Annotated in this window: 26 protein-coding genes; 7 read left to right on the forward strand and 19 right to left on the reverse strand. The window is 70.3% G+C overall.

Annotation, left to right across the window (positions count from 1 at the left end; all coding sequences use genetic code 11):
- Positions 1-38: 38 nt before the first annotated feature.
- Positions 39-788, forward strand: a complete 750-nt coding sequence (locus JJ691_RS22320; RefSeq protein ID WP_211770659.1) for an alpha/beta fold hydrolase — start codon at positions 39-41, stop codon at positions 786-788.
- A 9-nt stretch (positions 789-797) separates the two neighbouring features.
- On the opposite strand, the gene JJ691_RS22325 is transcribed toward JJ691_RS22320, so the two are convergent.
- The 6 genes from JJ691_RS22325 to JJ691_RS22350 form a co-directional block, all read right to left on the reverse strand.
- On the reverse strand, positions 798-1,160 hold the full coding sequence (locus JJ691_RS22325; RefSeq protein WP_211770660.1) for an RNA-binding S4 domain-containing protein: 363 nt from the start codon (positions 1,158-1,160) through the stop codon (positions 798-800).
- A gap of 84 nt (positions 1,161-1,244) precedes the next feature.
- Entirely contained in the window at positions 1,245-1,871 is a 627-nt protein-coding gene (locus tag JJ691_RS22330; RefSeq protein WP_211770661.1) for a DUF899 family protein, read from the reverse strand.
- A gap of 226 nt (positions 1,872-2,097) precedes the next feature.
- Positions 2,098-2,805, reverse strand: a complete 708-nt coding sequence (locus tag JJ691_RS22335; protein WP_211770662.1) for a chitinase — start codon at positions 2,803-2,805, stop codon at positions 2,098-2,100.
- A complete protein-coding gene (locus JJ691_RS22340; RefSeq protein ID WP_249228115.1) occupies positions 2,805-3,746 on the reverse strand; it encodes a glycosyl hydrolase family 18 protein in 942 nt (313 codons plus the stop codon). The genes JJ691_RS22335 and JJ691_RS22340 overlap by 1 nt, the downstream gene beginning before the upstream one ends.
- 44 nt (positions 3,747-3,790) lie before the next feature.
- A complete protein-coding gene (locus JJ691_RS22345; protein WP_211770663.1) occupies positions 3,791-5,518 on the reverse strand; it encodes a coagulation factor 5/8 type domain-containing protein in 1,728 nt (575 codons plus the stop codon).
- Positions 5,519-5,610: 92 nt separating this feature from the next.
- Complete coding sequence (locus JJ691_RS22350) at positions 5,611-6,492, reverse strand: glycoside hydrolase family 16 protein (protein ID WP_211770664.1); 882 nt, start codon at positions 6,490-6,492, stop codon at positions 5,611-5,613.
- 252 nt (positions 6,493-6,744) lie between these two features.
- On the opposite strand from JJ691_RS22350, the gene JJ691_RS22355 reads away from it, so the two are divergent.
- The 4 genes from JJ691_RS22355 to JJ691_RS22370 all read left to right on the forward strand — a co-directional run bounded on the left by JJ691_RS22355 (position 6,745) and on the right by JJ691_RS22370 (position 9,483).
- The gene (locus JJ691_RS22355) at positions 6,745-7,170 is read left to right on the forward strand and encodes a hypothetical protein (protein ID WP_249228116.1); all 426 of its coding nucleotides are present in this window, start codon (positions 6,745-6,747) and stop codon (positions 7,168-7,170) included.
- Positions 7,164-7,391: a helix-turn-helix transcriptional regulator gene (locus JJ691_RS22360; RefSeq protein ID WP_211770665.1), complete on the forward strand. Its 228-nt coding sequence runs from the start codon at positions 7,164-7,166 to the stop codon at positions 7,389-7,391. Before JJ691_RS22355 ends, JJ691_RS22360 begins: the two co-directional genes overlap by 7 nt.
- Entirely contained in the window at positions 7,388-8,347 is a 960-nt protein-coding gene (locus JJ691_RS22365; protein ID WP_211770666.1) for an NAD(P)-dependent alcohol dehydrogenase, read from the forward strand. The genes JJ691_RS22360 and JJ691_RS22365 overlap by 4 nt, the downstream gene beginning before the upstream one ends.
- 179 nt (positions 8,348-8,526) lie before the next feature.
- Positions 8,527-9,483: a carbon-nitrogen hydrolase family protein gene (locus tag JJ691_RS22370; protein WP_211770667.1), complete on the forward strand. Its 957-nt coding sequence runs from the start codon at positions 8,527-8,529 to the stop codon at positions 9,481-9,483.
- Positions 9,484-9,581: 98 nt separating this feature from the next.
- Here JJ691_RS22370 and JJ691_RS22375 read toward each other — a convergent pair whose 3' ends face one another.
- On the reverse strand, positions 9,582-10,097 hold the full coding sequence (locus JJ691_RS22375; protein WP_211770668.1) for an ArsR/SmtB family transcription factor: 516 nt from the start codon (positions 10,095-10,097) through the stop codon (positions 9,582-9,584).
- A 54-nt stretch (positions 10,098-10,151) separates the two neighbouring features.
- Here JJ691_RS22375 and JJ691_RS22380 point away from each other — a divergent pair, with 54 nt between their 5' ends.
- Both JJ691_RS22380 and JJ691_RS22385 read left to right on the forward strand, forming a co-directional pair.
- Positions 10,152-11,369 (forward strand): MFS transporter, encoded by a 1,218-nt coding sequence (locus JJ691_RS22380; RefSeq protein WP_249228117.1) that lies wholly within the window; start codon positions 10,152-10,154, stop codon positions 11,367-11,369.
- A gap of 216 nt (positions 11,370-11,585) precedes the next feature.
- Positions 11,586-12,923, forward strand: coding sequence for a sensor histidine kinase (locus JJ691_RS22385; protein ID WP_249228118.1), 1,338 nt, complete (start codon positions 11,586-11,588; stop codon positions 12,921-12,923).
- Positions 12,924-13,217: 294 nt separating this feature from the next.
- Here the strand turns inward: JJ691_RS22385 and JJ691_RS22390 are convergent, their stop codons facing one another.
- From JJ691_RS22390 to uvrC, 12 genes are all read right to left on the reverse strand, one after another.
- Positions 13,218-13,565, reverse strand: a complete 348-nt coding sequence (locus JJ691_RS22390; protein WP_211770670.1) for an RNA polymerase-binding protein RbpA — start codon at positions 13,563-13,565, stop codon at positions 13,218-13,220.
- Between the two features lie 59 nt (positions 13,566-13,624).
- Entirely contained in the window at positions 13,625-13,861 is a 237-nt protein-coding gene (gene secG, locus JJ691_RS22395; protein WP_184858471.1) for a preprotein translocase subunit SecG, read from the reverse strand.
- Positions 13,862-14,005: 144 nt separating this feature from the next.
- A complete protein-coding gene (gene tpiA / locus JJ691_RS22400; RefSeq protein ID WP_211770671.1) occupies positions 14,006-14,791 on the reverse strand; it encodes a triose-phosphate isomerase in 786 nt (261 codons plus the stop codon).
- Entirely contained in the window at positions 14,791-15,996 is a 1,206-nt protein-coding gene (locus JJ691_RS22405; RefSeq protein WP_211770672.1) for a phosphoglycerate kinase, read from the reverse strand. The genes tpiA and JJ691_RS22405 overlap by 1 nt, the downstream gene beginning before the upstream one ends.
- Before the next feature lie 14 nt (positions 15,997-16,010).
- Positions 16,011-17,015 carry a type I glyceraldehyde-3-phosphate dehydrogenase gene (gene gap / locus JJ691_RS22410; protein ID WP_211770673.1) on the reverse strand — a complete coding sequence of 335 codons (1,005 nt, stop codon included), beginning with the start codon at positions 17,013-17,015 and terminating at the stop codon, positions 16,011-16,013.
- Positions 17,016-17,205: 190 nt separating this feature from the next.
- A complete protein-coding gene (locus JJ691_RS22415) occupies positions 17,206-17,958 on the reverse strand; it encodes a hypothetical protein (protein WP_211770674.1) in 753 nt (250 codons plus the stop codon).
- Positions 17,959-17,980: 22 nt separating this feature from the next.
- Positions 17,981-18,724, reverse strand: coding sequence for a Crp/Fnr family transcriptional regulator (locus tag JJ691_RS22420; protein ID WP_211770675.1), 744 nt, complete (start codon positions 18,722-18,724; stop codon positions 17,981-17,983).
- 83 nt (positions 18,725-18,807) lie between these two features.
- Entirely contained in the window at positions 18,808-19,320 is a 513-nt protein-coding gene (locus JJ691_RS22425) for an AAA family ATPase (RefSeq protein ID WP_211770676.1), read from the reverse strand.
- Positions 19,321-19,332: 12 nt separating this feature from the next.
- On the reverse strand, positions 19,333-20,328 hold the full coding sequence (gene whiA, locus JJ691_RS22430) for a DNA-binding protein WhiA (RefSeq protein ID WP_211770677.1): 996 nt from the start codon (positions 20,326-20,328) through the stop codon (positions 19,333-19,335).
- Between the two features lie 22 nt (positions 20,329-20,350).
- Positions 20,351-21,349, reverse strand: coding sequence for a gluconeogenesis factor YvcK family protein (locus JJ691_RS22435; RefSeq protein WP_305875154.1), 999 nt, complete (start codon positions 21,347-21,349; stop codon positions 20,351-20,353).
- On the reverse strand, positions 21,346-22,203 hold the full coding sequence (gene rapZ, locus JJ691_RS22440) for an RNase adapter RapZ (RefSeq protein WP_211771652.1): 858 nt from the start codon (positions 22,201-22,203) through the stop codon (positions 21,346-21,348). Before rapZ ends, JJ691_RS22435 begins: the two co-directional genes overlap by 4 nt.
- A 23-nt stretch (positions 22,204-22,226) precedes the next feature.
- A complete protein-coding gene (gene uvrC, locus JJ691_RS22445) occupies positions 22,227-24,239 on the reverse strand; it encodes an excinuclease ABC subunit UvrC (protein ID WP_211770678.1) in 2,013 nt (670 codons plus the stop codon).
- Positions 24,240-24,304 lie beyond the last annotated feature (65 nt).

A 24,304-nucleotide genomic window follows, 5' to 3' on the forward strand; every position in this document is an offset into this window, starting at 1 on the left:
GCAGTGGTGACGGCACCGGATCAGTGAGAGGAACCGCCATGGGCTACGCGGACGTGAACGGCCTGCACATGTACTACGAGCAGCACGGCGAGGCCGGCACGCCGCTGGTGCTGCTGCACGGCGGCATGATGACCATCGACCTGAACTTCGCCGGCCTGATCCACACGCTGGCCCGCGACCACCAGGTGATCGCCGTGGAGCTGCAGGGCCACGGCCGCACCGCCGACATCGACCGGGAGATCACCCCGGCGGTGCTGGCCGGCGACGTGGTGGCGCTGCTGGACCACCTCGGCGTCGACCGGGCCCACGTGCTCGGCCACAGCATGGGCGCGGCGATCGCTCTGGAGCTGGCCGTCAGCCACCCGGGCCGGGTCCGCTCGGCGGTGCCGATCTCCGCCAGCGTCCGGCCGGACGGCATGCACGAGGACCTCATGGACCCGTCCCGGCACGCCACCTCCACCCGGATGCCGTCGGCGCAGGACTTCGCCGACATGCAGGCGGCCTACCAGCGGCTGTCCCCGCACCCGGAGCACTTCACCGAGTTCCTGGGCACGCTGTCCGCGTCCAACGCCGACCTGAAGGGCTGGAGCGACGAGCAGCTGGCCGGCATCACCGCGCCGACCCTGCTGGTGATGGGCGACCACGACTTCGTCACCATCGAGCACGGCGCGCTGATGAAGCACCTGATCCCCGGCTCGCACCTGGCCGTGCTGCCGAACACCACGCACATGACCGCGACCCGGCGGCCCGAACTGCTGCTGCCGATGCTGGCCGAGTTCCTGGACTAGCGCTGGCTGCTACTGGCCGAAACGGAACTTGTCCAGCACGCGCCGCTCCCGCTTGGTGGGCCGGCCGGCACCCCGCTCACGGCGGGCCACCGGGATGGCCGCCTCCGGCGGGGGCGCGGGCGTGCGGTCGATGAAGCAGGTCGCCGCGTCGGCCGCGCCCACCCGCTTCTGGATCACCCGCACCACCTCGATGATCCGGGTCCGGTCACCGACCCGGGCCCGCACCTCGTCGCCCGGCGACACCGTGGTCGCCGGCTTGGCCGGCTTGTCGTTCACGCGCACGTGCCCGCCCCGGCAGGCCGCCGCGGCGTCCGGACGGGTCTTGGTCAGCCGGACCGCCCACAGCCAGCGGTCCACTCGGGTGGACTCCACCTCCCCATCATGTCATCGGGTCCAACAGATTTCGTGTCAAGGCGATCCGGGCCGACCGGGCGGGGCTCGGACGCGGGGCCGGGGTCAGCCGTAGGTCGGATGCTGCGGCCAGCCGGCCGGCGAGTCCTCCCAGTCCTGTTGGCGGCCGTAGGGCATCAGGTCGAGCAGGCTGTTGGTGAACACCAGCCGGTCCACGCCCCGCTGGCTGGTGTTGTACGTGCGGAAGACCCGGTCGCCGTCCCGCAGGAACACGGTGAGCATGAAGCCCTGGGTGTCGCAGTCGGCGGCGAAGGTCGTGCCGCGTGACGAGGCGAACGGGGTGGTCCAGCCCTTCTTCTCCCAGTAGCCGGCGATCTGGGCGAGCGGCATGTCCGACACGGTCCACCAGCTGACGTCGTTGTCGGCGAGCAGCCCGACCGCGGGCGCCGGCACGTTGTCGGTGAGCCAGGTGCAGCCGGGGCAGAAGGCGTCCGGCCCGATGTCCATGAACTGGTAGACCGCCAGCTGCGGCTTCCCGTCGAACAGGTCCAGCAGCGATCTACTGCCGGCGGGCGTGTCGAACTCGTAGGTGTCGGGGAACTCGACCATGGGCAGCCGGCGTCGGCGGGCCGCGATCGCGTCCAGGGCCCGGGTCGCTTCCTTCTCGGCGACGAGCAGCTCGGCCCGGGCCTGGCGCCACTGCTCGATGGGGACGATCGGTGGTGTGTCCATGCGCTCGATTCAACACCCGCGTCCGGACACTTTCAGGACGATCAAGCAACGGTCCCCGACCCGTACCTGGCAGCCCGCCGACGAGGGCCGAAAGTCATTGCCGCACAGTGGTTTCACAACTTCTCGCGGTCCGCAAGGCACGGGAGCGGTTGTTCGGGGTGGCGCCCCGAACAACCGCTCCCGTCACGCGGGCCCGGCACCCGCCCGTGATCCGAGCCCGCGTGGGTCAACAGGACAGGTTGCCGCCCGGGTCGACGCCGAGGATTCCGGTGAACCGCTGGTAGAGATTGATCCGGTCCTGCATCTCGTCGGGGTTGTTGCCGTCGCACTCCAGACCACCGTTGATGGCCCGGATCGTCGCGCCGAAACCGGCGCCGTTCACCACGGCGTCGTGCGAGGTGGTGCCGCCGGCCCCGGTCCCGGTGAACCAGTACCAGAGCCCGGTCTGCCAGGCGACCGCCGGATCCTGCTCGACCTGCCACGGGTTGTCGAGCAGGTCGATGCCCAGTGCGTCGCCGGCCGCCTTGTAGTTGAAGTTCCAGCTCAGCTGGAGCGGCCCACGGCCGTAATAGGCCGCCTGCCCGGCCGGGCACCCGTAGGACTGGCTCCAGTCGCAGTAGGTCGGATAGTTGGCGGTGTTCTGCTCGACGACGTAGACCAGGCCACCGGTCTCATGGCTGACGTTGGCCAGGAAGGCCGCCGCCTCCTGCTTCTGGGTGGTGTCGTCGCCGGTGGTGGCGAAGCCCGGGTACGAGTTCATGGCGTTGAGCAGGCCGTCGTAGGTGTAGAAACCGTTGCGGCCGGGGAACATCTGGTTGAACTGGTCCTCGCTGACCACGAACGAGGCCGGCGCGGCGTGGGCCGCCGTGGACACCGCGGTGATCATCGCCGCCGCCGTCACCAGGCCGGCGAGCATGGCCGTCAGTCGAAGCATCACGAAGCACCTCCCCCGAGCTGGTTGAAGATCCGCGAGTAGGCGTAGCCGGCGGCCTTGTCGTAGCTGGCGACCTCCCAGAAGGCCAGCAGCTGCAAGCCGTTGGTCTGGGCGAAGTTCTCCAGGGTGGACGCGTCGTCCTGGCCGAAGTACTCGTTGTCGTCGTTCTGCCCGGCGATCGGCGTAATGCCGATCCGGCCGTACGCCTCCGACTGGGAGATGCCGTAGAGCCCGGCGAGCTCGTTGCTGGTGGCCTGGGCTGCCGAGATCCCGTCGTTGAGCGGGCTCTCGCCGTCACCGAAATCCATGGCCATGATGTCCACGGCGCTGACGTTCACGCCTTGCGACTTGGCGTCCTGCAGCACGGCCATCTCCCCGTCACGCAGGCCGACGCCCGGGGACACGCCGAGGGTGTAGTCCACCTGCACGGCTGGGTTCTGCTGCTGCAACGCGGCCAGCGCCTGGTTGCGGCGCTGGTTGGCGGCGGGGTCGTTCAGGGTGTTGCCCTCGATGTCGAAGTCCAGCCGGGTGACGCCGTAGGTGTCGACGATGTTCGCGTAGGCGGCGGTCAGGTCCGGCACCGAGGTGCAGGTCTGGGCCAGCTCGCCGCCTTCCGCGCCGCCGAACGAGATGATCACGTCGCCGCCGACCGACTGGAGATCCTTGATCTGCTGGGCGAAGGAGCCGACGGGCGCGCCGCCGGCTTCCCACTGGGCGGTGCAGCCGTTCTGCGGGATCAGGAACGCCAGGGTGTAGTGGTTGGTGCCGGTGGCCTGCATGTCCTCGGCCATCAGGCCGGCGGTGGAGTCGCTGAGTTCCAGGTAGGGCGCGGCGAAGTGGGCCGGCAGGGCGACGGGCGCGGCGTGTGCGGCGGGGGCGAGACCGAACAGTGCGGCCGCGACCGCGCCGGCACTGAGCATTGTGCTGCGTGTGCAGGGCATGTGTGCTCTCCAGTGAGCGCAGGGATGGTGCGGGAACACGCGACTTACGGGTAGTTGGCCAGCTTGGCCACGGTGTTGCCGGAGTTCACCGAGCCGCCGGCGTCGTTGATGATGTTGTTGATCGTCCCGGTGCCGCCGAGCGAAACCGTGACGAGGTCGTGGAAACTCACGCCCGCGGTGTTCGGCGCCTCGAAGGCGCGATCGGCCACGACACCGGGATTGGTGCTGAAGTAGCAGTAGCTGCCCAGCCCCCACGCCTGGTGGTCGGTGACGTTGTCGGCGACCTTGTAGGCGGCGTAACCGTTTCCGTCGCCGCGCCAGGTGCCCTGGTCCGGCACGTCGTAGGGCATCTCGTTCTGGAAGAAGTAGGTGCGGCCGCCGTTGCCGTTCCAGACCACCTGGTACTGCTGGAAGTGCTCGACCGCCAGCCCGTAGGCGGTGACGTTGTCGCCGTTGACGACCACGCCGTTGGCCGCGGTGTTGTCGTACCAGCCGACGCCGTCACCGTGGTCGGCCCGCCAGATCCAGGTGTCGTCGGTGATCACGTTGTTGCTGTTGACCACCAGTGCCTGGTTCACCTTGCCGACCCCGGCCCCGCCGACGCGGAAGAAGACGTCCGACAGCGTCGTCGGGTCGCTGCTGTGGTCGGCGCTCGACCCGTTCGGGCCCACCGCCAACAGCTGCTGGGAGCTGGTCTGTCCGGCGTCGAAGAGCAGGCCGGCGATCGACACACCGTTCACGTCGTCGACTGACATCGCCGCGTTGCCGTTGTCCGGCGTCAGGGTGGCCAGCCCGAGGCCGAGCACGACGGTGTCCGCCCGGGTCACGTGGATCTCGCTGCCCAGGTGGTAGACGCCCGGCGTGAACAGCAGGTTCTGGCCGGACGCGAGGGCCCCGTTGATCGTGTCGGCGGTGTCGCCGGGCTTGGCGATGTAGAACTTGCTGATCGGCAGGGACGTGCCCGGCGCGTTGCCGCCGCCCCACGTCGGGCCGGCGGAGTTGGTCCGCAGTGCCGGCACGAACACCTGGTAGTTGCCCGAGTCGTCGATGTACAGGAACGGCTTCTCGCGCACCACCGGCGTCTGGTCCACGGTGGTGTCGGGCGGGTCGGGGAAGGACTGCGCCGGGGCGTTCTGCGCGCCGACGAAGACCATGTTCCAGTTGGCCCCGTCCCAACTGCCCCACGAGGTGTTGCGGGAGATCCACTGCTGCTGCGAGCCCGAGCGGACCTGGCCGGTCACGTTCGAGTCGGCCAGGAACCCGCCGCTCGAGTAGCCGCTGTCGGAGAGCTGGAGGTCGCCGTGGATGTCCACTCGGCGCATCGGCGAGGCCTGCGACACCGCCCAGGTGTCGGTGCCGCCGGACGGATTCACGGCGAGGTTCTCCGCGCTGCGCCAGAAGTTGACCAGCGCGCCGCCGCCCTGGTCCTGGACGTGCACGGCGCCGTTGATGGTGACGTCATCGGGGTTTCGCCCCAGCCCCAGCACCTGCGTGTAGTAGCCGACGTTCACGTCGTTGCTGTAGGTGCCGGGCTTGAACAGCACGGCGTAGCGGTCGCCGCCGAACTCGTTGCCCACCTGCTGGTTGGAGATCGCGTCGAGCTGGGACTGGATGTCCGACGAGGACATCGACGGGTCGAAGACCTTCACGTTGGGGCCGAAATCGGGCGCGTCGCTCGGATTCGCGGCGTGCGCGGCCGGCGCGGCGACGAGCGCGGTCAGCACCGAGCCCGACAGCGTGATCGTCAACAGCTTGCGTTGCCATGTCCGCAACGGACATTCCTCCTCTGGTTTCCGGCACGTCGCCCACACAGGGCACAGCCGCGCGGGCGACGCGCGCAGACTTCGGGTGTTCGACGGTCAGATCAGCGGTGCGCCGCGCCGTCGCCGGTCGTCACGTGCACGTAGTCCACGACGAGCTGCTGCGGGAACTGCGTGCTGTCGTCCGGGTCGCCCGGCCAGTCACCGCCCACGGCGAGGTTGAGAATGATGTAGAAGGGGTGGTCGAACACCCACTGGTTGCCGCCGGCGTCGGCCGGAGTCCGTGTCTCGTACACGTTTCCGTCGACCGACCAGCTGATCGAGTCCGGCGACCAGTCCACCGCGTAGGTGTGGAAGTCGTCGGCGAAGACCGGCCCGCTGTAGGCGCCGCCGAGGCCGTTGGAGCCGGAGTAGCCGGGGCCGTGGATGGTGCCGTGCACGGTGTTCGGCTCGAAGCCGACGTTCTCCATGATGTCCAGCTCGCCGCACTGCGGCCAGCCGACGTCCCCGATGTTGTCGCCGAGCAGCCAGAACGCGGGCCACATGCCCTGTCCGCGGGGGATCTTCATGCGGGCCTCGAAGTGCCCGTAGGCCTGGGTGAACTGGCCGGCCGTGGACAGTCGGGCCGAGGTGTACTCACACGGCCCGTACCAACACTGGTAATTGCCGGGATTTTCCTTTTTGGCGGTGATGACGAGGTTGCCCTGTCCGTCCATCGCCGCGTTGTCGGCGCCGGACGTGTACCACTCGCGTTCGTAGTTGTTGACGTTGTCGCCGGTCTCGAAGTGCCATTTGCCCAGGTCGACACCGGCGCCCGCGGGGCCGTCGAAGTCGTCGGAGAAGGTCGTGCCGTGGGGCGTGACCGCGGCGGAGGAGGCTGTCGCCGGGCCGGCCCCGACAGTGGCGAGCGTGGCCGTGAGCAGGGCCGCGAGGCACGCTCGGGTGTGGATTCGACGTGATCGCCGCAGGGTAGGCGTCACAGTCATGATCACCTCTCAGTTCTCGGTTCTCGAAGCTCCCTCATGATCGTTAGCTGACGGCGGTATCCAGGAGTATCCGAGGTCTAGACCAGCAAGGCAAGGTTTAATCTCGACTTGGAGTAAGTCGCGCGGTAAGCGCTTGCAGGGAGTACCTTGCCGGGTCGCGCGCCGGTCCACCCGATCGCCGAAGTTAAGAATGTTTGACACGATGTCTGGTCTTCTTTACATTCGACCGTGTCGACCAGGGAGGGCGGAATCGTGGCGTACGAAGAGAAGCGCGCGTGGATCATGCTGGTGGTGTCGGCGGTGAGCTACGCGGTGTACGCGGCGCTGGTGGTGAGCAGATCGGCGACAAGACCGCTGTGGGAGGTGCCGTACGCGACGACGCTGCTGTGGGTCGTGGGGACGTCGATCGTGGCCTCGATCGTGCTGAACATCGCCGCCTCGATCGGGTCGCCGGGAGATCGGCGGGCCGACCAGCGGGACCGCGAGATCGGCCGCTTCGGCGACCGGATCGGGCAGTCGTTCGTGGTGGTCGGCGCGGTACTGGCGATGCTGCTGGCCATGTTCGAGGTCGGCGACTTCTGGATCGCCAACGTCATCTATCTGGGATTCACGCTGTCGGCGGTGCTGGGCTCGGCGGCGCGGATCATCGGCTACCGCAAGGGGTACCACGCGTGGTGAAGCCGACCAGGGTGACGAACTCGATCCGGGCGCTGCGGTTCGCCGCCGACGAGATGACGCAGGCGGAGCTGGCCGACCGGATCGGGGTCACCCGGCAGACGGTGCTCGCGATCGAGCAGGGCAAGTACTCGCCCTCGCTGGAGATGGCCTTCCAGATCGCCCGCGTGTTCCAGGTCCCGCTCGACGACGTCTTCCAGTATCCGGAGGGAGAATCCCCGTGAAGGCAATCGTTCGCGACCGCTACGGCCCGCTGGACACGCTCCGGCTCGACGACCTCGACCGGCCGGTCCCCAGCCCCGGCGAGGTGCTGGTCCGGGTGCGGGCGGCCGGCGTCGACCCGGGCATCTGGCATCTGGTCACCGGCACGCCGTACCTGATCCGGCTGATGGGTTTCGGCTTGACCAGACCGAAAAGACCGGTGCCCGGCCTCGATCTCGCCGGCATTGTCGAGGAGATCGGCCCGGGCGTCACCAGCCTCCGCCCCGGCGACGAGGTTTTCGGCACCGCCGACGGCTCGTTCGCCGAGTACGTCACCGTCAAGGCGACAAGGGTCGTGCCCAAGCCGGCCGGCCTCACTTTCGAGCAGGCGGCGGCGATTCCGGTCTCAGCCTGCACCGCGCTGCAGGCCACCGCCACCGTCCACTCCGGACAGCGGGTGCTGGTCATCGGCGCCGGCGGCGGGGTCGGTGCGTACGCCGTCCAGATGGCCAAGGCCCGCGGCGCGGAAATCACCGGCGTCTGCAGTGCGACGAAGGCGGACTTCGTTCGCGGTATCGGTGCCAAGTCCGTCATTGACTACACGCGGGAAGCCATCACCGGCCGGTACGACGTCATCCTCGACACCGCCGGCAACCGCCCGCTTTCCCTGCTGCGCCAACACCTCACACCCAGGGGCACGCTGGTCCTGGTCGGCAGCGAGGGCGGTGGCAAGGTCATCGGCGGCGGCGTGGCCCGCACCCTGCGCGCCGTCCTGCTCTCCCCCTTCATCAGCCAGAGGCTCACCGGGCTGTTCGCCTCCGCCGAGCGCACCGCGGACCTGCTGACGCTCCGGGAACTGGTCGAGGACGGCCGCCTCAAGCCGGTCCTTGACCGCGTTTTTCCGCTCAGCGAAGCCGTTTCCGCGATCAGCTACGTGCAACGCGGCCAAGCCCGTGGCAAGGTCGTCGTGAGGGTGTAAGGTGAGCGAAGGCGTGGCCCACGCCCAACCTCCACGAGCCGGCCCCAGCCCGGCTCCCCGCGGAGGCAAAGGGACTTCCTGTCTCGGGTCGTCGTCCGAAGCCGTCCGTTCCGGACACGCGCGTCGCTGGGGGATCGCCGGTTCGGGACGTGGAAGGCCGAAGACGTGGCAGCCCAGATATGACTAGACAGGGCAACTTCAAGCGCCGGGTCAGAGCCCGTGCGGCCAAGACCGGGCAGTCCTACACGACCGCGCTTCGGCACTTCCGTCGGACACCGGGAGACGACGAGATGCCGAAGACCAAGACGCTGCGGCTGGCCACGGCCAGGACCACGCTGCGGCAGGATCCACGCGACGCCGGCCTGCTGCGGGACAGCGGGCAGGAGATCCGCCGGCTGATGCGCGACGCGTACGCCGCCGGCGCGCGGCTGGTGGTGTTCCCCGAGGGGGCCACCTGCTCGCCGCACAAGCGAGTCATGTCGGCCGACCCGAACCTGGTCGGCCCGGCCGATTGGAGCCTGGTCGACTGGGCGGTGTTGCGCGAGGAGCTGGACCGGATCGCCGACCTGGCCAAGGAACTGGGGCTGTGGACGGTGCTCGGCTCGGTGCACCGGCTGACTCCGCCGCACCGCCCGCACAACAGTCTGTACGTGCTGTCGGACAAGGGAGAGGTGATCACCCGCTACGACGAGCGGATGCTGTCCAACACCAAGGTCAGCTTCATGTACACGCCCGGCGCCGCGCCGGTCACCTTCGAGGTCGACGGTGTGCGGATCGGCCTGGCGCTGGGCATGGAGGCCCACTTCCCGGAGCTGTTCCAGGAGTACGAGCGGCTGGACGTGGACGCCGTGCTGTACGCGACGGCCGCGCCGACCGCCGTGTTCGCCACCGAGGCCCAGTCCCACGCCGCGACCAACAGCTTCTGGGTCGGCTACGCCTCCGACGTGTGCTCGGGCGTCATCTCGCCCGATGGGGAGTGGGTGGCCCGCACCGACGACGGTCCGCTCGCCGTGGCCGATCTCGACGGCAACGCCGAGAACCTGGCCCGGCCGTGGCGGCGGACCGCCCGCGGCGGCATCTACGAGTTGCACATCATCCGGGACGATCCACGCAGTGCGGCCCGGACCGGCTTCTAGCCGGGTTCTTGTAATCGGGTAGGAGACGCCCGTCGACCGTCAGCTCGGCGGGCGTCTCGTGCCACGCCGAGACGTCCAGGTCGATGTGGTTCGAGAGGTCAGTCGGCCAGGCGGTGCAGGACGATGATGCCGCCGTGGGCGGGTTGGTCCAGGCGGTCCGAATCCGTGGTGGTGTATTCGTCCAGCAGGGCCATGAGGCGCTGGTCGAGTTCGGCGGCGGCCTCGGGTGAGAGGTGCAGGGCGAACCGGACGAAGGTGCGGACCGCCGACGGGCCGGCGGCGCGCAGCTCTTCCTGGAGCGCCTCGACGGGGGCGAAGGCGGCGTCGGCGCCGGTGCCCGGTGGATCGTCGAGCCACCAGGAGCGGGCCTTGGCCCGATAGGGCTTCTCCAGGGCGCCGGAGTCGCCGGCCCGCACGGGCGCGGGCTCCAGCAGGCCGGCGGCCACGAGCTGCCGCACGTGGTAGAGCACGGTGCCGGGGTCCCGGTCGAGCCGTTCGGCGAGCTGCTTGTTGGTGAGCTCGGCCTGCCAGCACAGCCGCAGAATGCGCAGCCGCAGCGGATGGGCCAGGGCCTTGGCCTCACGCTCGGAGGCGTCGCGGTGCGGCAGAGCCATGCGAAAAGGCTACATCGATGGAGTTTTCTCAATCGATGGGTGATACTCCATCAGGTGAAGCCGTACTGGCGACTGTGGACCGCGGACGGGCTGTCGAACCTGGCCGACGGGGTGCTGAAGACGGCGGTGCCGCTGATCGCGGTCGGCTTGACCAGGGACCCGGTGGCAGTCGCCGGCCTGGGCGTGGCCTTCACGCTGCCGTGGCTGGTGTGCGCGCTGCCGGCGGGTGCGCTGGTGGACCGGGTGGACCGACGGCGCGCGATGCTCGCGGCCAACGCCACCAGGGGCGCATTGCTCCTGGTCATGTTCGGCGTGCACGAGCTGTGGGCGCTCTACGCGGTGGCGCTGTGCGTCGGCGTCACGGAGACGGTGTACGACACGGCGGCGCAGTCGATCGTGCCGCAGATCGTGGACCGCGACCTGCTCCCCCGGGCCAACGGCCGCCTCTACGCGGTGGAGCTGATGGCCAACGAGTTCGCCGGCCCGCCGCTGGCCGGCCTGCTGGTGGGTGTGGGAGCCATGGCCGCCTTCGGTGCGCCGGTCGCACTGTGGGCCGCCGCCGTGGCGGTCCTGGCCACGCTGCCGGGCCGATTCAAGGTCGCACGGCCGGAGCCGACCACGCTGCGGGCCGACATCGCCGAGGGGCTGTGCTTCCTGGTCCGGCAGCCGATCCTGCGCACCTTCACGGTCGCGACCGCCCTGTTCAACCTGGCCACCAGCGCCACGTTCGCGATCCTGGTGCTCTACGCGGTCGGCCCCGGCAGCGCGATGAGCCTGAGCGAGCAGACCTACGGCGTGCTGATCGCGAGCACCGCCGCCGGCAGCCTGCTCGGCTCGCTGCTGGCCGAGCGGATCGAGCACTGGCTGGGCCGGGCCCGCGCGCTCCAGCTCTCCTACGTCGTCAGCGCCGTGACCATCGCGGTGCCGACGATGACGACCAACCCGGTCACGGTCGGCATCGGGCTGTTCACCGGCAGTGCCGCCGTGCTGGTGACCAACATCGTGATGGTCTCGCTGCGCCAGCGAATCACCCCGGACCGGCTGCTCGGCCGACTCAACAGCACCCACCGCCTGGTCGCCTGGGGCACGAAGCCGCTCGGCGCGGCACTGGGCGGGTTTCTGGCCACGACGATCGGGGTGCGGCCGGTGTTCGCGGTGGTCGCGATCCTGCCCCTGCTGGCCCTGATCGGGCTGGTCCGAGTGAGCGATCGGCGACTGGACTCGGTCGACCGGATCTGGGCAACCGCCGAAGGTCTGGACTTCCACGGTTAACGTTGAACGCCGTTTACGGGTAGTTCGACCGGCACTGCGCGTGACAAATCGTGTTAGCGTACGCCGCAAAACCGCAGGTCAAAGCTCACATGGTGTGACCAGACGGACACCCGACGTGTGCATCTGCACACAAGTTTCGGGTGGCGCGTCCCGAACGAGTGTCAGGACTGTCTAAGAGCGCAAGACCAACTCGCCCTGCCCGAGGAGGACGGAACCGTGCCGAACCGGCCGCGCGACGCCGTGAACGGTCCCGACATGCCCGAGGTCGGTGTGCCGACCCAGCGTGACAACGATGACCGGATCTGGACCGGCGAGCCGATCAGCGGCGAGCAGGCCGCCGACATCGTCAGCGCCGTGATGGTCCGCCGCGGCAGCGGGCTAGGCGGCTCGCTACGCGAGGTGGTCGGCAGACTCGAGGGCTTCCTGCGGCGACACTCCGGCCCGCTCAGCGATGTCGGCGCCATCGCGCTGGCGCTGATGGACGTGCTGCTGGTGTCCCCCAAGGACGCCGAGCTGTACTCGCACATCCTGTCCGGCGTGGCCTGCCTCGCCCTGGTGCTGCGCCGCCGCTACCCGTTCCTGGTGCTGCTGGCCACCGTGCCCGGCTACCTCGCCGGCTGGTCCCAGCTGGCCGGCATGATCGCGCTGTACACGCTGGCCAAGAAGCGCACCTGGAACTGGCAGACCATGGCCGGCGCGGTGCTGATGATGCTGTGCGCCTTCGTCGCCTGGCCGCTCACCAAGTTCTTCAGCCTCGGCTGGCAGGAGCAGGTGCTCAACCTGCTCTGGGCGGTGATCCTCACCGGCATGCCGCTGGCGCTGGGCCTGCTGGTCACCACCCGCAAGGAGCTCGTCAACAAGCTGACCGAGCTGGCCATCACCCGCGAGCGCAAGCAGCACCTGCAGGCCCAGGCCATCCGGGCCGAGGAGCGCACCCGGCTGGCCCGCGAGATGCACGACGTGGTGTCCCACCAGGTCACCCTGATCGCCATGCAGGCCGGCGCGCTGAAGATGACGGTCACCGACGCCGAGTCGCGGGAGATCGCCAACACCATCCGCCGCCTGTCCACCAAGACACTGGAGGAGCTGCGCCAGCTGGTCGGCGTGCTGCGCACCTCGGCCGACGATGACGACGGCCACCCCGACCTGACCGACCTGCGCCGCCTGGTCTCCGACTGCGGCCTGGCCGTCACGCTCAACGTGGACGGCGACCTGGAGGACATTCCGCGGCCGGTGTCCGCCGCCGCGTACCGCACCGTGCAGGAGGCGCTCACCAACGTCGGAAAACACGCCCCGTCGGCCGCCGTGTCCGTGCTCGTCCAGGTGGGCGAGGACGAACTGGAGGTGCGGGTGCGCAACGGACGGCCCCGAGGACAGCGGACCCCTGCCCTGCCCTCCGGTGGCCATGGCCTGGTCGGACTCACCGAACGGGCCGAGCTGCTGGGAGGCAGCTGTCATGCCGAGCCGAGTCGGGACGGTGGGTTCGTGGTGACCTCACACTTCCCGCTCGCCCTGCCCGGTGTGCCGGCGCCGCAGGCTCCCCAGCACGCGTAGGAAACGGCCGGGGAGGGGGACGCAGGCGCGGGCTTCCCCCTCCCCGGCCGTGCTGAATTGCGCCGCCTCCGGCGTCGCGGGCTCGGCCCCTTTGGGGCCGATGCCTCACCCTTGCCGGATTTCGCCCGCCGCATCGGCTTGAGTGGCCGCGCGTGTCGGGTGGCGGCGGCCGAAATCCGGCGTGCGGGCGAAGCATCGGCGGGGCCTCGCGAATCGCATCCTTGCGAAACACGCTCCGGAACGCAGCAAAAGTCGCCTTGCCGTCGGGCAAGGCGACTTTTGCTTGAATCGGATCTAGAACTCGCCCTCGCGCTGGGCCCGTAGCTTGGCCAGCGCCTCGGCCAGGATCGCCTCGCCGTCCGCGTCGGAGCGCCGCTCCTTCACGTACGCCAGATGCGTCTTGTACGGCTCGTTGCGCGGTGGCGCCGGCGGGGCCTTCTCGTTCCGGCCGGCAGGAAGTCCGCAGCGCGGGCAGTCCCACGACTCCGGCTCCTCGGCCTCCAGGGCGAACGACGGGCGGGACTCGTGGCCATTGGCGCACCAGTACGACACCCGATGCCGGGGCGCGGACTCGCCGCGCTCCGACTCGCCCATCGGGCCCGATCCGACTCGGGTACCGCGGATCGCGTTACCGCCAGTCATCGACCCTCACACTCCCACAGGACGTGGTTGAACAAACCCCAGTGACGTGAACGCGGCGCTCAGCCGCCGAGCTTGGCCAGCAGGCCGATGCCGATGATGCTGATCACCCAGATCGCGGCGACGAACAGGGTGATCCGGTCCAGGTTCTTCTCGACCACGCTCGACCCGGACAGGCTCGACTGCATGCCGCCGCCGAACAGCGAGGACAGACCGCCGCCACGGCCGCGGTGCAGCAGCACCAGCAGGATCAGCAGGAGGCTGGCGACGATCAGCAGGATCTGAAGGAACAGGTTCATCTCACCCTCGCTGTAAGGCGTTTAGACGCTACAGGCTACCTGCTCCGGGCCCGGCTTCGGCGCACGGTCCGGAAAGGAATGGTCACGGAAAACGGACAGGGGCCCCGCCGCGCCTGCGCCGGGGCCCCGACCTGCGACAACGATCTACGGCAGCGGCCCGCCGGCCGCCAGCGCGCACAGCTTGGCGAACTCGTCGCCGTCCAGGCTGGCCCCGCCGACCAGGCCGCCGTCGATGTCGGGCTGCTTCACCAGGTCGGCGATGCTGCCGGACTTCACCGAGCCGCCGTAGAGCACGCGCACGGTGTCGGCGACCTCCTGGCCGTACTTCTCGGCCAGGGTGGCCCGGATCGACCCGCAGACCTCCTGCGCGTCGGACGGGGTGGCCACCTTGCCGGTGCCGATGGCCCACACCGGCTCGTAGGCGATGACGACCTTGGCCACCTGCTCGGCCTTGAGGCCCTTCAGGCCGGCGATCAGCTGGCTGTTGCAGTGCTCCAGGTGGCCCTCGGCCTCGCGGACCTCCAACCGCTCGCCCACACACAGGATCGGCGTGAGGCCGTGCTTGAGCGCGGCCTTGACCTTGCGGTTGACCAGCTCGTCGTCCTCGTGGTGGTACTCGCGCCGCTCGGAGTGCCCGACCACCACGTAGGTGCAGCCCAGCTTGGCCAGCTGCGGACCGGACACGTCGCCGGTGTAGGCCCCCGAGTCGTGCGGGGACAGGTCCTGCGCGCCGTACTTGAGCAGCAGCTTGTCCCCGTCGACCAGGGTCTGCACGCTGCGCAGCGAGATGAACGGCGGCAGCACCGCCACCTCGACCTTGGCGAAGTACTTCTCCGGCAGCGAGAAGGCGATCTTCTGGGTGAGCGCGATGGCCTCGAGGTGGTTGAGGTTCATCTTCCAGTTGCCGGCGATGAGCGGAAGCCGTGCCATCAGTCCTCCAGAACCTTCACGCCGGGCAGCTCCTTGCCCTCCAGGTACTCCAGCGACGCGCCGCCGCCGGTGGAGATGTGCGAGAAGCCGTCCTCGGGCAGACCCAGCTGGCGCACGGCCGCGGCCGAGTCGCCGCCGCCGACCACGGTGAACGCGTCGGAGTCGACCAGCGCCTGCGCGACGGCGCGGGTGCCGCCGGCGAACGCGGCGAACTCGAACACGCCCATCGGACCGTTCCAGAACACCGTCTTGGCGTCGGCCAGCTTGGCCGCGAACAGCTCACGGGTCTTCGGGCCGATGTCCAGGCCCTCGCGGTCGGCCGGGATCGCGTCGGTGGACACGACCTCGAACGGCGCGTCCTCGGCGAAGGTGGTCGCGGCCAGCACGTCGACCGGCAGCACGAGCTCGACGCCGCGCTTGTCGGCCTCGGCCAGGAAGCCCTTGACCTGGTCGAGCTGGTCGGCCTGGAGCAGCGAGTTGCCGACCTCGTGGCCCTGGGCCTTGAGGAAGGTGTACGCCATGCCGCCGCCGATGAGCAGCCGGTCGACCTTGGTCAGCAGGTTCGCGATGACGCCGAGCTTGTCGGACACCTTCGCGCCACCGAGCACGACCACGTACGGGCGGGCCGTGTCCTCGGTGAGCTTGCGCAGCACCTCGACCTCGGCCAGCACCAGTCCGCCGGCGTAGTGCGGCAGCTTGGCGGCCACGTCGTAGACCGAGGCCTGCTTGCGGTGCACCACGCCGAAGCCGTCGGACACGAAGGCGGCCTTGTCGCCGACCAGCGACACCAGGTCGTCGGCGAGCGCCTCGCGCTCGGCGGCGTCCTTGCTGGTCTCCCGCGCGTCGAAGCGGATGTTCTCCAGCATGGCCACGCCGCCGTCGGCCAGCGCGGACACCACGGACCGGGCCGAGTCACCGACCACGTCGGCGGCCAGCGCGACCTCGGAGCCCAGCAGCTCGCCCAGCCGGGCGGCGGCGGGGGCGAGCGAGAACTTCGGGTCCGGCTCGCCCTTGGGGCGGCCCAGGTGGGCCGTGACGACGACCCGCGCGCCGGCCTCGGTGAGGCGCCGGGCGGTGGGCAGGAAGGCCCGGATGCGGCCGTCGTCGGTGATGTTGTCGCCGTCCAGCGGGACGTTGAGGTCGGCACGTACGAGGACGTGCCGACCCGAGACGCCCTCGGCGATCAGATCGTCGAGAGTCTTCACTTGCGGTTGCCCTCTCAGAGCTTCGAGGCGACCAGCGACACCAGGTCGGCGAGGCGGTTGGAGTAGCCCCACTCGTTGTCGTACCAGCCGACGACCTTGACCTGGTTGCCGATGACCTTGGTCAGCGGCGCGTCGTAGATGCACGAGGCCGGGTCGGTGACGATGTCCGAGGACACGATCGGGTCCTCGTTGTAGCGCAGGTACTTGGCCAGCGCGCCCTCGGCGGCCGCCTTGTACGCGGCGTTGACCTCGTCCACGGTGACCTCGCGGCCCACGGTGACGGTCAGGTCGGTGGCCGAGCCGGTCGGCACCGGCACGCGCAGCGCGTAGCCGTCCAGCTTGCCCTTCAGCTCCGGCAGCACCAGGCCGATGGCCTTGGCCGCGCCGGTGGAGGTGGGCACGATGTTCAGCGCGGCGGCGCGGGCGCGGCGCAGGTCCTTGTGCGGCGCGTCCTGCAGGTTCTGGTCCTGCGTGTAGGCGTGGATGGTGGTCATCAGGCCGCGCTCGATGGTGAACGCGTCGTGCAGCACCTTGGCCAGCGGGGCCAGGCAGTTGGTGGTGCAGGAGGCGTTCGAGATCACGGTCTGCGAACCGTCGTACTGGTCGTCGTTGGCGCCCAGCACCACGGTCAGGTCCTCGCCCTTGGCCGGGGCCGAGATGATGACCTTCTTGGCGCCGCCCTCGTCCACGTGCTTGCGGGCGGCCGCGGCGTCGGTGAAGAAGCCGGTCGACTCGACCACGACGTCCACGCCGAGGTCCTTCCAGGGCAGCTTGCCCGGGTCGCGCTCGGCCAGCGCCTTGACGACCTTGCCGTCGACCTGGATGCCGTCCTCGTGCAGCGCCACCTCGCCCGGGAACCGGCCCAGGATGGTGTCGTACTTCAGCAGGTGCGCCATGGTCGCGACGTCACCCAGGTCGTTGAAGGCCACGATCTCGATGTCGTGCCCGCTGGCCTTGACCGCCCTGAAGAAGTTGCGGCCGATGCGGCCGAAGCCGTTGACACCTACGCGAACCGTCACGGTGTGTCTCCTCGAAACTCGAACCGGTCAAATACCGGAGCCCAGTAGATGCGGCGACGCTGCCTGCCGGCAACACTAGCGTTACGAAGTAGCGCTGGTCACAGTGGTATGGCAGCTTTCTTGATCGAGCCAGCTGAGACTGCTCCGTTCGGCCCAACATCGGCCCTGAATTGTTACAGAACGGGCCGGGTCAGGCGCCGGTGCCGCGGATGGTGACGTCGCCCTTGATGGTGTCGGCCATGACGCTGTTGTGCACCGTGCCGTGCACCACGTTCGTCGTCTTGCCCGGGCGCGCGGGCTTGTCCGACGACGCCGCCGCGGCCGACTGGTCCTCGGCGATCATCGCCGCCAGGGTGCGGGCGTCGAAGCCGGGCACGGCGACCCAGGCCCCGGTCTTGAACTCCTTGTTGGTCACGGCCAGCTCGGTGTAGTCGCCCTTGCGCGCGACCTTGGTGTAGTCGGACCGGAAGACCGGCTGGTAGACGGCGTCGGACATGATCATCGCGGTGCTCATGGCGCCGTCCGGGCGGGCCGCGATGCAGCGGCGGGCCAGCAGCTTGAACGCCGGCGCCTCCAGCAGCCGGGCCCGGGTGATGTTGGACGGGTGGAAGCCCTCCCCGTCCGGCAGCGGCCCGACCTCCACGGCCAGCCGCAGCCGCAGCTCCAGCTTGTTCCACTTGTTGTGCTCGGCGACGATCCCGTCCAGCGCGTGGCCCAGGTCGACGACCCGGCCCAGCAGCGCGGTCGGGAAGGCGTAGAGCCAGCCGTCGCCGGTGTACTGGGTGTCGACGGCGTCGTCGCGGCTGATCCCGACCACGTCCATGCCCGCGCCGAGCAGCGCCTTGAGCACGGTCGGGACCTGGGGCAGCAGGTGCGGGGCGGTGCTCGCGGAGTCGATCACGTCCACGCCCAGCAGGACCCGGAATTCCGCGACGGTGTCCACATGTCCTCCAGATGGCCGACGGTCAGGACGCACGAGTGGAGTCTGGAGGCGCGAAGTTGTCCGGTCTCCCGGAAAAGCGGGAGACATCGCCACGACCGGGCCGCCAGTCGGGATCGGCCAGGCACCGCTCCAGCAGCAGCGGGTCAGGCAGCACGTAGCTGCGCCGGCCCGTCTCCAGCAGTTTGTCGGCCCGCAGTTGCTTGAGCACGTGGTCCACGGTCTTGGCCGAGGCGGTGACGAACTGGGCGATCTCCAGCTGGGTCAGGCCCCGCACCCGCAGCCCGCCGTCCCCGGCCGGCTCGCCGCTGGACTGGGCCCAGCTCAGCAGCTGCCGCGCCACCCGCACCGACACCTCGAACGACGCGTGCAGTCGCTGCCGCTGGTCGGCCAGGACCAGCCGGTTGCTCAGCACGTCGGTGACGTGGGAGGACAGCGACGGGTGGTCGCGCAGCAGGGTCCGGAAGGTGTGCGCGTCCACGTGCACGGCCACGCCGGGCGTGCGGGCGATCACGTCCGCGCTGCGCGGCCGCTCCCCCATCACGCCCATCTCCCCCATCAGCTCGCCCGGGCCGTAGAAACCGAGAATGGAGTCGGCGCCGTTGGAGCCGTGCAGCACGACCTTGACCTTGCCCGTCTCGATCAGCAGCACCTCGTCGGCCGGCGCGCCCTCCGCGATGAGCACGTCCCCCCGCCGGAACGGCCTGGCGCGCCCGGAGTTTCGCAGCAGGGTCCGGACCTGGTCGGCTAACCGGTGGTCCTCGGTCATGTCACGTTCCCCTCAGCGACGAGCGCAGCCATGGTCTCGGCAGCGACACCGGCGCAGCAAGGTCTGGATCGGGTGGCACGACCTCACCTCCGGGAGTACCCGGTCTGCGCCCGCTGAATCGTCGCCACGGCCGAATCCACCGGGACGACGGCGGTGTCGATCACCAGGTGGTCCCGCTCCCACGGCTGGTACTCGCGGGCCTGGATCTGCTCCCAGGACGGCAGCGGCAGATCGGGGATGTCCACCTCGCGGGTCGCCACCCGACGCCGGTGGGCCGACTCGGCGGAGCAGACCAGCTCCACCTCCAGCAGCCCGACGCCGGCCTCCGCGGCGACGCCCAGCCACGCGTCCCGGGTCTCCCGCAGCGGGTTGACGCACTCGACGATCACGTCCAGCCCGAGCCGGAGTTGTTCCGTGGCAAGGGAGAACGCGACGGCATAGCCGACGACGCCGACCGGGTGGGTGAGCGCCGTGGTCCGCACGACGGTCGTCTCGATGGTGTCCACCCGCAGATAGGACGCCCTGGTGGCGCGCGCCAACGCGGTGGAAACCGTGGTCTTTCCCGTGGCCGGTAGCCCGCCGATCACTGTGAGCACCGGTCAGGGATATCAGACGTCGGCCTCCTCGACGTCCAACATCTCCGGAGTCACCGCCGACTCGGTGTCGGGCAGCCCCAGCTCGTGTGCCCGCTTGTCGGCCATCGCCAGCAGCCGGCGGATCCGGCCGGCCACCGCGTCCTTGGTCATCGGCGGCTCGGACAGCTGGCCCAGCTCCTCCAGCGAGGCCTGCCGGTTGCTCAGCCGCAGCCGGCCGGCGGTGACCAGGTGGTCCGGCGCGGTCGGGCCGAGGATGTCCAGCGCCCGCTCCACCCGGGCGGCCGCGGCCACCGCGGCCCGGGCCGAGCGGCGCAGGTTGGCGTCGTCGAAGTTGGCCAGCCGGTTGGCGGTGGCCCGGACCTCGCGGCGCATCCGCCGCTCCTCCCAGGCCATCACCGAGTCGTGCGCGCCCAGCCGGGTCAGCAGCGCGCCGATGGCGTCGCCGTCCCGGACGACCACGCGGTCGGCGCCGCGCACCTCCCGGGACTTGGCCTGGATGCCCATCCGCCGGGCCGCGCCGACCAGCGCCAGCGCCGCCTCCGGCCCCGGGCAGGTCACCTCCAGCGCGCTGGAGCGGCCGGGCTCGGTCAGCGAGCCGTGGGCCAGGAACGCGCCGCGCCAGGCTGCCTCGGAGTCGCAGGTGCCGCCGGACACCACCGGCGCCGGCAGCCCCCGCACCGGGCGGCCACGCGGGTCGAGCAGGCCGGTCTGCCGGGCCAGGCCCTCGCCGTCCTTGACCACGCGCACCACCCAGCGGGTGCCCTTGCGCAGCCCGCCGGAGGTCAGCACGTGCACGTCGGAGTGGTGCCCGAACAGGTCGTGGATCTCCTTGCGCAGCCGGCGCGCGGCCGAGCCGGTGTCCAGCTCGGCCTCGACCACGACCCGGCCGGCGACGATGTGCAGGCCGCCGGCGAACCGCAGCAGCGAGGAGACCTCGGCCCGTCGGCAACAGGTCTTGGCCACGGCCAGCCGGCTCAGCTCGTCCTTGACCGCGCCGGTCATCGCCACGGGTGGGGCCCTCCGCTTCTCGTCACACTCGGTCGTGCAGTCCGTGCAGTTGCAGCGCGTCCCGCAGGCTCAGCGCGAGCGCCGCCGGGTCGTGCCGGTCGGCGGCGCCCCCGGCCGTCACGGTGGACAGGTGCGCCGTCGCCCCCAGCGAGGCCGCGGCAGTGCGCAGCCGCTCCGGGGTCGGCACCGAGTCCCCGTCGGCGATCACGGCGTCCACCCGCAGCCTCGGTGCGTGTTGGCAGAGTACGTCCAAGTGCCGTTCCGGTGAGAAACCGGCGGTCTCACCTGGTTGGGGGACGAGGTTGAGCACCACGACCTTGCACGCGGCGGTGTCGACCAGCGCCTCGTGCAGCTCCGGCACCAGCAGGTGCGGCAGCACGCTGGTGAACCAAGATCCAGGTCCGAGCAGCACCACGTCCGCGTCGAGCACCGCCCGCACGGCCTGCGGGCAGGCCGCCGGCGGCCCGTTGCGGTCGGCCCGCAGCCGGATCCGCTGCACCTGACCGGGTGTGGTGGCGACCGCCACCTGTCCCCTGATCCGGCGAACCGCGGTGACGTCCTCGTCGAGGCCGGTGACGTCCGCCTCGATGTCCAGCGGCACGTTGCACATCGGTAACACCCGGCCGCGCAGGCCCATCAGCCGCGCCACCTCGTCCAGCACCGCCACCGGGTCGCCCAGGGTCTCCAGCAGGCCGGCGATCAGCAGGTTGCCCACGGCGTGGCCGGCCAGCGCCCCGTTGCCGCCGAAGCGGTGCTGGAACACCTCCGACCACATCCGGCCGGCGTCGTCCTCGGCGGCCAGCGCGGCCAGGGCCTTGCGCAGGTCGCCGGGCGGCAGCAGACCGAGCTCGCGGCGCAGCCGGCCGGAGGAGCCGCCGTCGTCGGCCACGGTGACCACGGCCGTCACGTCCGGGGTGAGCAGCCGCAGGGCGCGCAGGGTCGCCTGCAGGCCGTGGCCCCCGCCGAGGGCCACCGCCCGGAGGGGCTTGTCGTGCGCGCCGGACGGCTGCACGGGGATCACTCGCGCCCCAGGTCGCGGTGCACGACCTTGACGGTCATCCCGTCCTCCGTCGACAGCAGAGCTGAAAGTTCTTCGGAAATCGCCACACTTCGGTGCTTACCACCAGTGCAACCCACGGCCAAGGTCAGGTAGCGCTTGCCCTCGCGGCGGTAGCCGGCCCCGATCAGCTTGAGCAGCTCGTGGTAGCGGTCCAGGAACTCCTCCGCGCCCTCCTGGCTGAGCACGTAGTTGCGCACGTCGGCGTCCAGGCCGGTCTGCTCGCGCAGCTCCGGGATCCAGAACGGGTTGGGCAGGAAGCGCACGTCCATCACCAGGTCGGCGTCCATCGGCAGGCCGTACTTGTAGCCGAAGGAGAGTACGGTGACCCGGGTGCGGGCGCTGGTCTCGCTGCCGAAGGTGTCCTCGATCTTGGCCCGCAGCTGGTGCACCGACAGGGCGCTGGTGTCCAGCACCAGGTCGGCGGCCTCGCGCAGCGGCGTGAGCAGCAGGCGCTCAGCGGCGATGCCGTCGGCCAGCCGGCCGTCGCCCTGCAGCGGGTGGCCGCGGCGGACCGACTCGAACCGGCGCACCAGCACGTCGTCGGTGGCCTCCAGGAACAGCACGCGGGGCTTGTAGCCGCGGGCGTCCAGGTCCTTGATGATGGCGGCCAGGTCGTCGGTGAAAGCGCGGCTGCGCACGTCCATCACCACCGCGACCCGGGTGATCGCGCCCCGGGCCTGCGCGCCCAGCTCCACCATGGTGGCGATCAGCTCCGGCGGCAGGTTGTCCACGACGAACCAGCCCAGGTCCTCCAGGCACTTCGCGGCGGTACTGCGGCCGGCGCCGGACAGCCCGGTGACGACGGCGACTTCGATGCCCGACTTGCTGGCGGGTGCACTCACTTCGATTCCCTTTCCTTCCCGGCACTCGCCAGGGTCGCGTGTACGGCTTCGGCGGTGCGCCGGCCCACGCCGGGCACCCCGCTGATCTCGTCGACAGTGGCCTCACGCAGCTTGCGCACCGAGCCGAAGTGCTTGAGCAGCGCCGCCTTGCGGGTCTGGCCCAGGCCCGGGACCTGGTCCAGCTCCGAGACGGTCATGCGCTGGCCGCGCTTCTGACGGTGGTAGGAGATGGCGAAGCGGTGAGCCTCGTCCCGCACGCGCTGCAACAGGTACAGCGCCTCGCTGGTGCGCGGCAGGATCACCGGATCGGGTTCGCCGGGGACCCACACCTCCTCCAGGCGCTTGGCCAGCCCGATCACGGCGACGTCGGTGACGCCGAGCTCGGCCAGCACGTCCGCGGCGACGGCCACCTGGGGCGCGCCACCGTCCACCACGAGCAGGTTCGGTGGATACGCGAACTTACGCGGGCGGCCGGTCTCCGGGTCGAGACCTGCTCGCAGGGTCGAGTCAGCAGCACTGTTGCCCGGGCGATCCGGGTCCACCGGGCCGGCGGCTTCCTGTTGGTAGCGGGCGAAGCGGCGGCGGACGACCTCGGCGATCGAGCCCACGTCGCCGCCCTCCGCGCCCTCACGGATGGCGAACCGGCGGTACTCCGACTTGCGGGCCAGGCCGTCCTCGAAGACCACCAGCGAGGCCACCACGTCGGTGCCCTGCACGTGGCTGACGTCGGTGCACTCGATGCGCAGCGGCGCCGAGTCCAGGCCCAGCGCGTCCTGGAGCTCCTGGAGCGCCGCCGACCGGGCGGTCAGGTCGCCGGCGCGGCGCAGCTTGTGCTGGGCGAAGGCCTCCGCCGCGTTGCGCTGCACCGTCTCCATCAGCGCCCGCTTGTCGCCGCGCTGCGGGATCCGCAGCTGGACCCGGGCCCCTCGCAAATCGGACAGCCAGTCGGTGATCGCCTCGGCGTCGTCCGGCAGCTCCGGCACCAGCACCTCGCGCGGCACGGCGCTGCCGGTCTGCTCCGCGCCTTCGGCCATGTCGGCCTGGTCGCCGTAGAACTGGCTGAGGAACTGGTCCACCAGGCCGGCGGTGTCGGTCTCCGCTGGATCGACACTCGCGTCCGCAAGCGACCCTTCGGCTTTGTCGATCACCCAACCGCGCTGGCCGCGAACTCGCCCGCCGCGGACGTGGAACACCTGGACCGAGGCTTCCAGCTCGTCCTGGGCGAACGCCACGACGTCGGCGTCGGTGCCGTCGCCGAGCACGACCGCCTGCTTCTCCAGCGCCATCTTCGCTGCGTTCAGGTCGTCGCGCAGCCGGGCCGCCCGCTCGAACTCCAGTTCCTCGGAGGCGGCCAGCATCTCCCGCTCCAGCCGCCGGATCAGGCCGTCGGTCCGGCCGGCCAGGAAGTCGCAGAAGTCCTCGACGATGTCCCGGTGCTCGGCCGCCGACACCTTGCCCACGCACGGGGCCGAGCACTTGTCGATGTAGCCCAGCAGGCACGGCCGGCCGATCTGGCCGTGCCGCTTGAACACCCCGTTCGAGCAGGTTCGGGCCGGGAAGACCCGCAGCAGCAGGTCCAACGTCTCGCGGATCGCCCAGGCATGCGAGTACGGGCCGAAATAGCGCACCCCCTTGCGCCGGGGGCCGCGATAGACGTGCAGGCGCGGGAATTCCTCGTTCAGCGTCACCGCCAGCACCGGGTACGACTTGTCGTCCCGATAGCGGACGTTGAAGCGCGGGTCGAACTCCTTGATCCAGGAGTACTCCAGCTGCAGCGCCTCGACCTCGGTCGCCACCACCGTCCACTCGACGCTGGCCGCCGTGGTCACCATCTGCCGGGTGCGCGGATGCAGCGTCGCCACGTCGGCGAAGTAGGAGGACAGGCGACTGCGCAGGCTCTTGGCCTTGCCGACGTAGATCACCCGGCGGTGCTGGTCGCGGAACTTGTACACGCCAGGGTTGTCGGGGATCGTGCCTGGTGCTGGGCGATAGGTCGACGGGTCGGCCACCCGTCAAGCCTACGGCGGCGGTCTGACAGTTCCCGCACGCGGTCGGCGACCGCGTGCGGGAGCGG

The organism is Kutzneria sp. CA-103260 (genome assembly GCF_018263855.1).
Classification (GTDB): domain Bacteria; phylum Actinomycetota; class Actinomycetes; order Mycobacteriales; family Pseudonocardiaceae; genus Kutzneria.

Coding starts and splice junctions, on each gene's coding strand:
- JJ691_RS22420 (WP_211770675.1), bottom strand. CDS start 18,724: ATGACCGAGGACCACCGGTTAGCCGACCAGGTCCGGACCCTGCTGCGA.
- secG (WP_184858471.1), bottom strand. CDS start 13,861: ATGAACCTGTTCCTTCAGATCCTGCTGATCGTCGCCAGCCTCCTGCTG.
- JJ691_RS22390 (WP_211770670.1), bottom strand. CDS start 13,565: ATGACTGGCGGTAACGCGATCCGCGGTACCCGAGTCGGATCGGGCCCG.
- JJ691_RS22350 (WP_211770664.1), bottom strand. CDS start 6,492: ATGACTGTGACGCCTACCCTGCGGCGATCACGTCGAATCCACACCCGA.
- JJ691_RS22330 (WP_211770661.1), bottom strand. CDS start 1,871: ATGGACACACCACCGATCGTCCCCATCGAGCAGTGGCGCCAGGCCCGG.
- JJ691_RS22340 (WP_249228115.1), bottom strand. CDS start 3,746: ATGCCCTGCACACGCAGCACAATGCTCAGTGCCGGCGCGGTCGCGGCC.
- JJ691_RS22335 (WP_211770662.1), bottom strand. CDS start 2,805: ATGCTTCGACTGACGGCCATGCTCGCCGGCCTGGTGACGGCGGCGGCG.
- JJ691_RS22320 (WP_211770659.1), top strand. CDS start 39: ATGGGCTACGCGGACGTGAACGGCCTGCACATGTACTACGAGCAGCAC.
- tpiA (WP_211770671.1), bottom strand. CDS start 14,791: ATGGCACGGCTTCCGCTCATCGCCGGCAACTGGAAGATGAACCTCAAC.
- JJ691_RS22370 (WP_211770667.1), top strand. CDS start 8,527: ATGACTAGACAGGGCAACTTCAAGCGCCGGGTCAGAGCCCGTGCGGCC.
- JJ691_RS22375 (WP_211770668.1), bottom strand. CDS start 10,097: ATGGCTCTGCCGCACCGCGACGCCTCCGAGCGTGAGGCCAAGGCCCTG.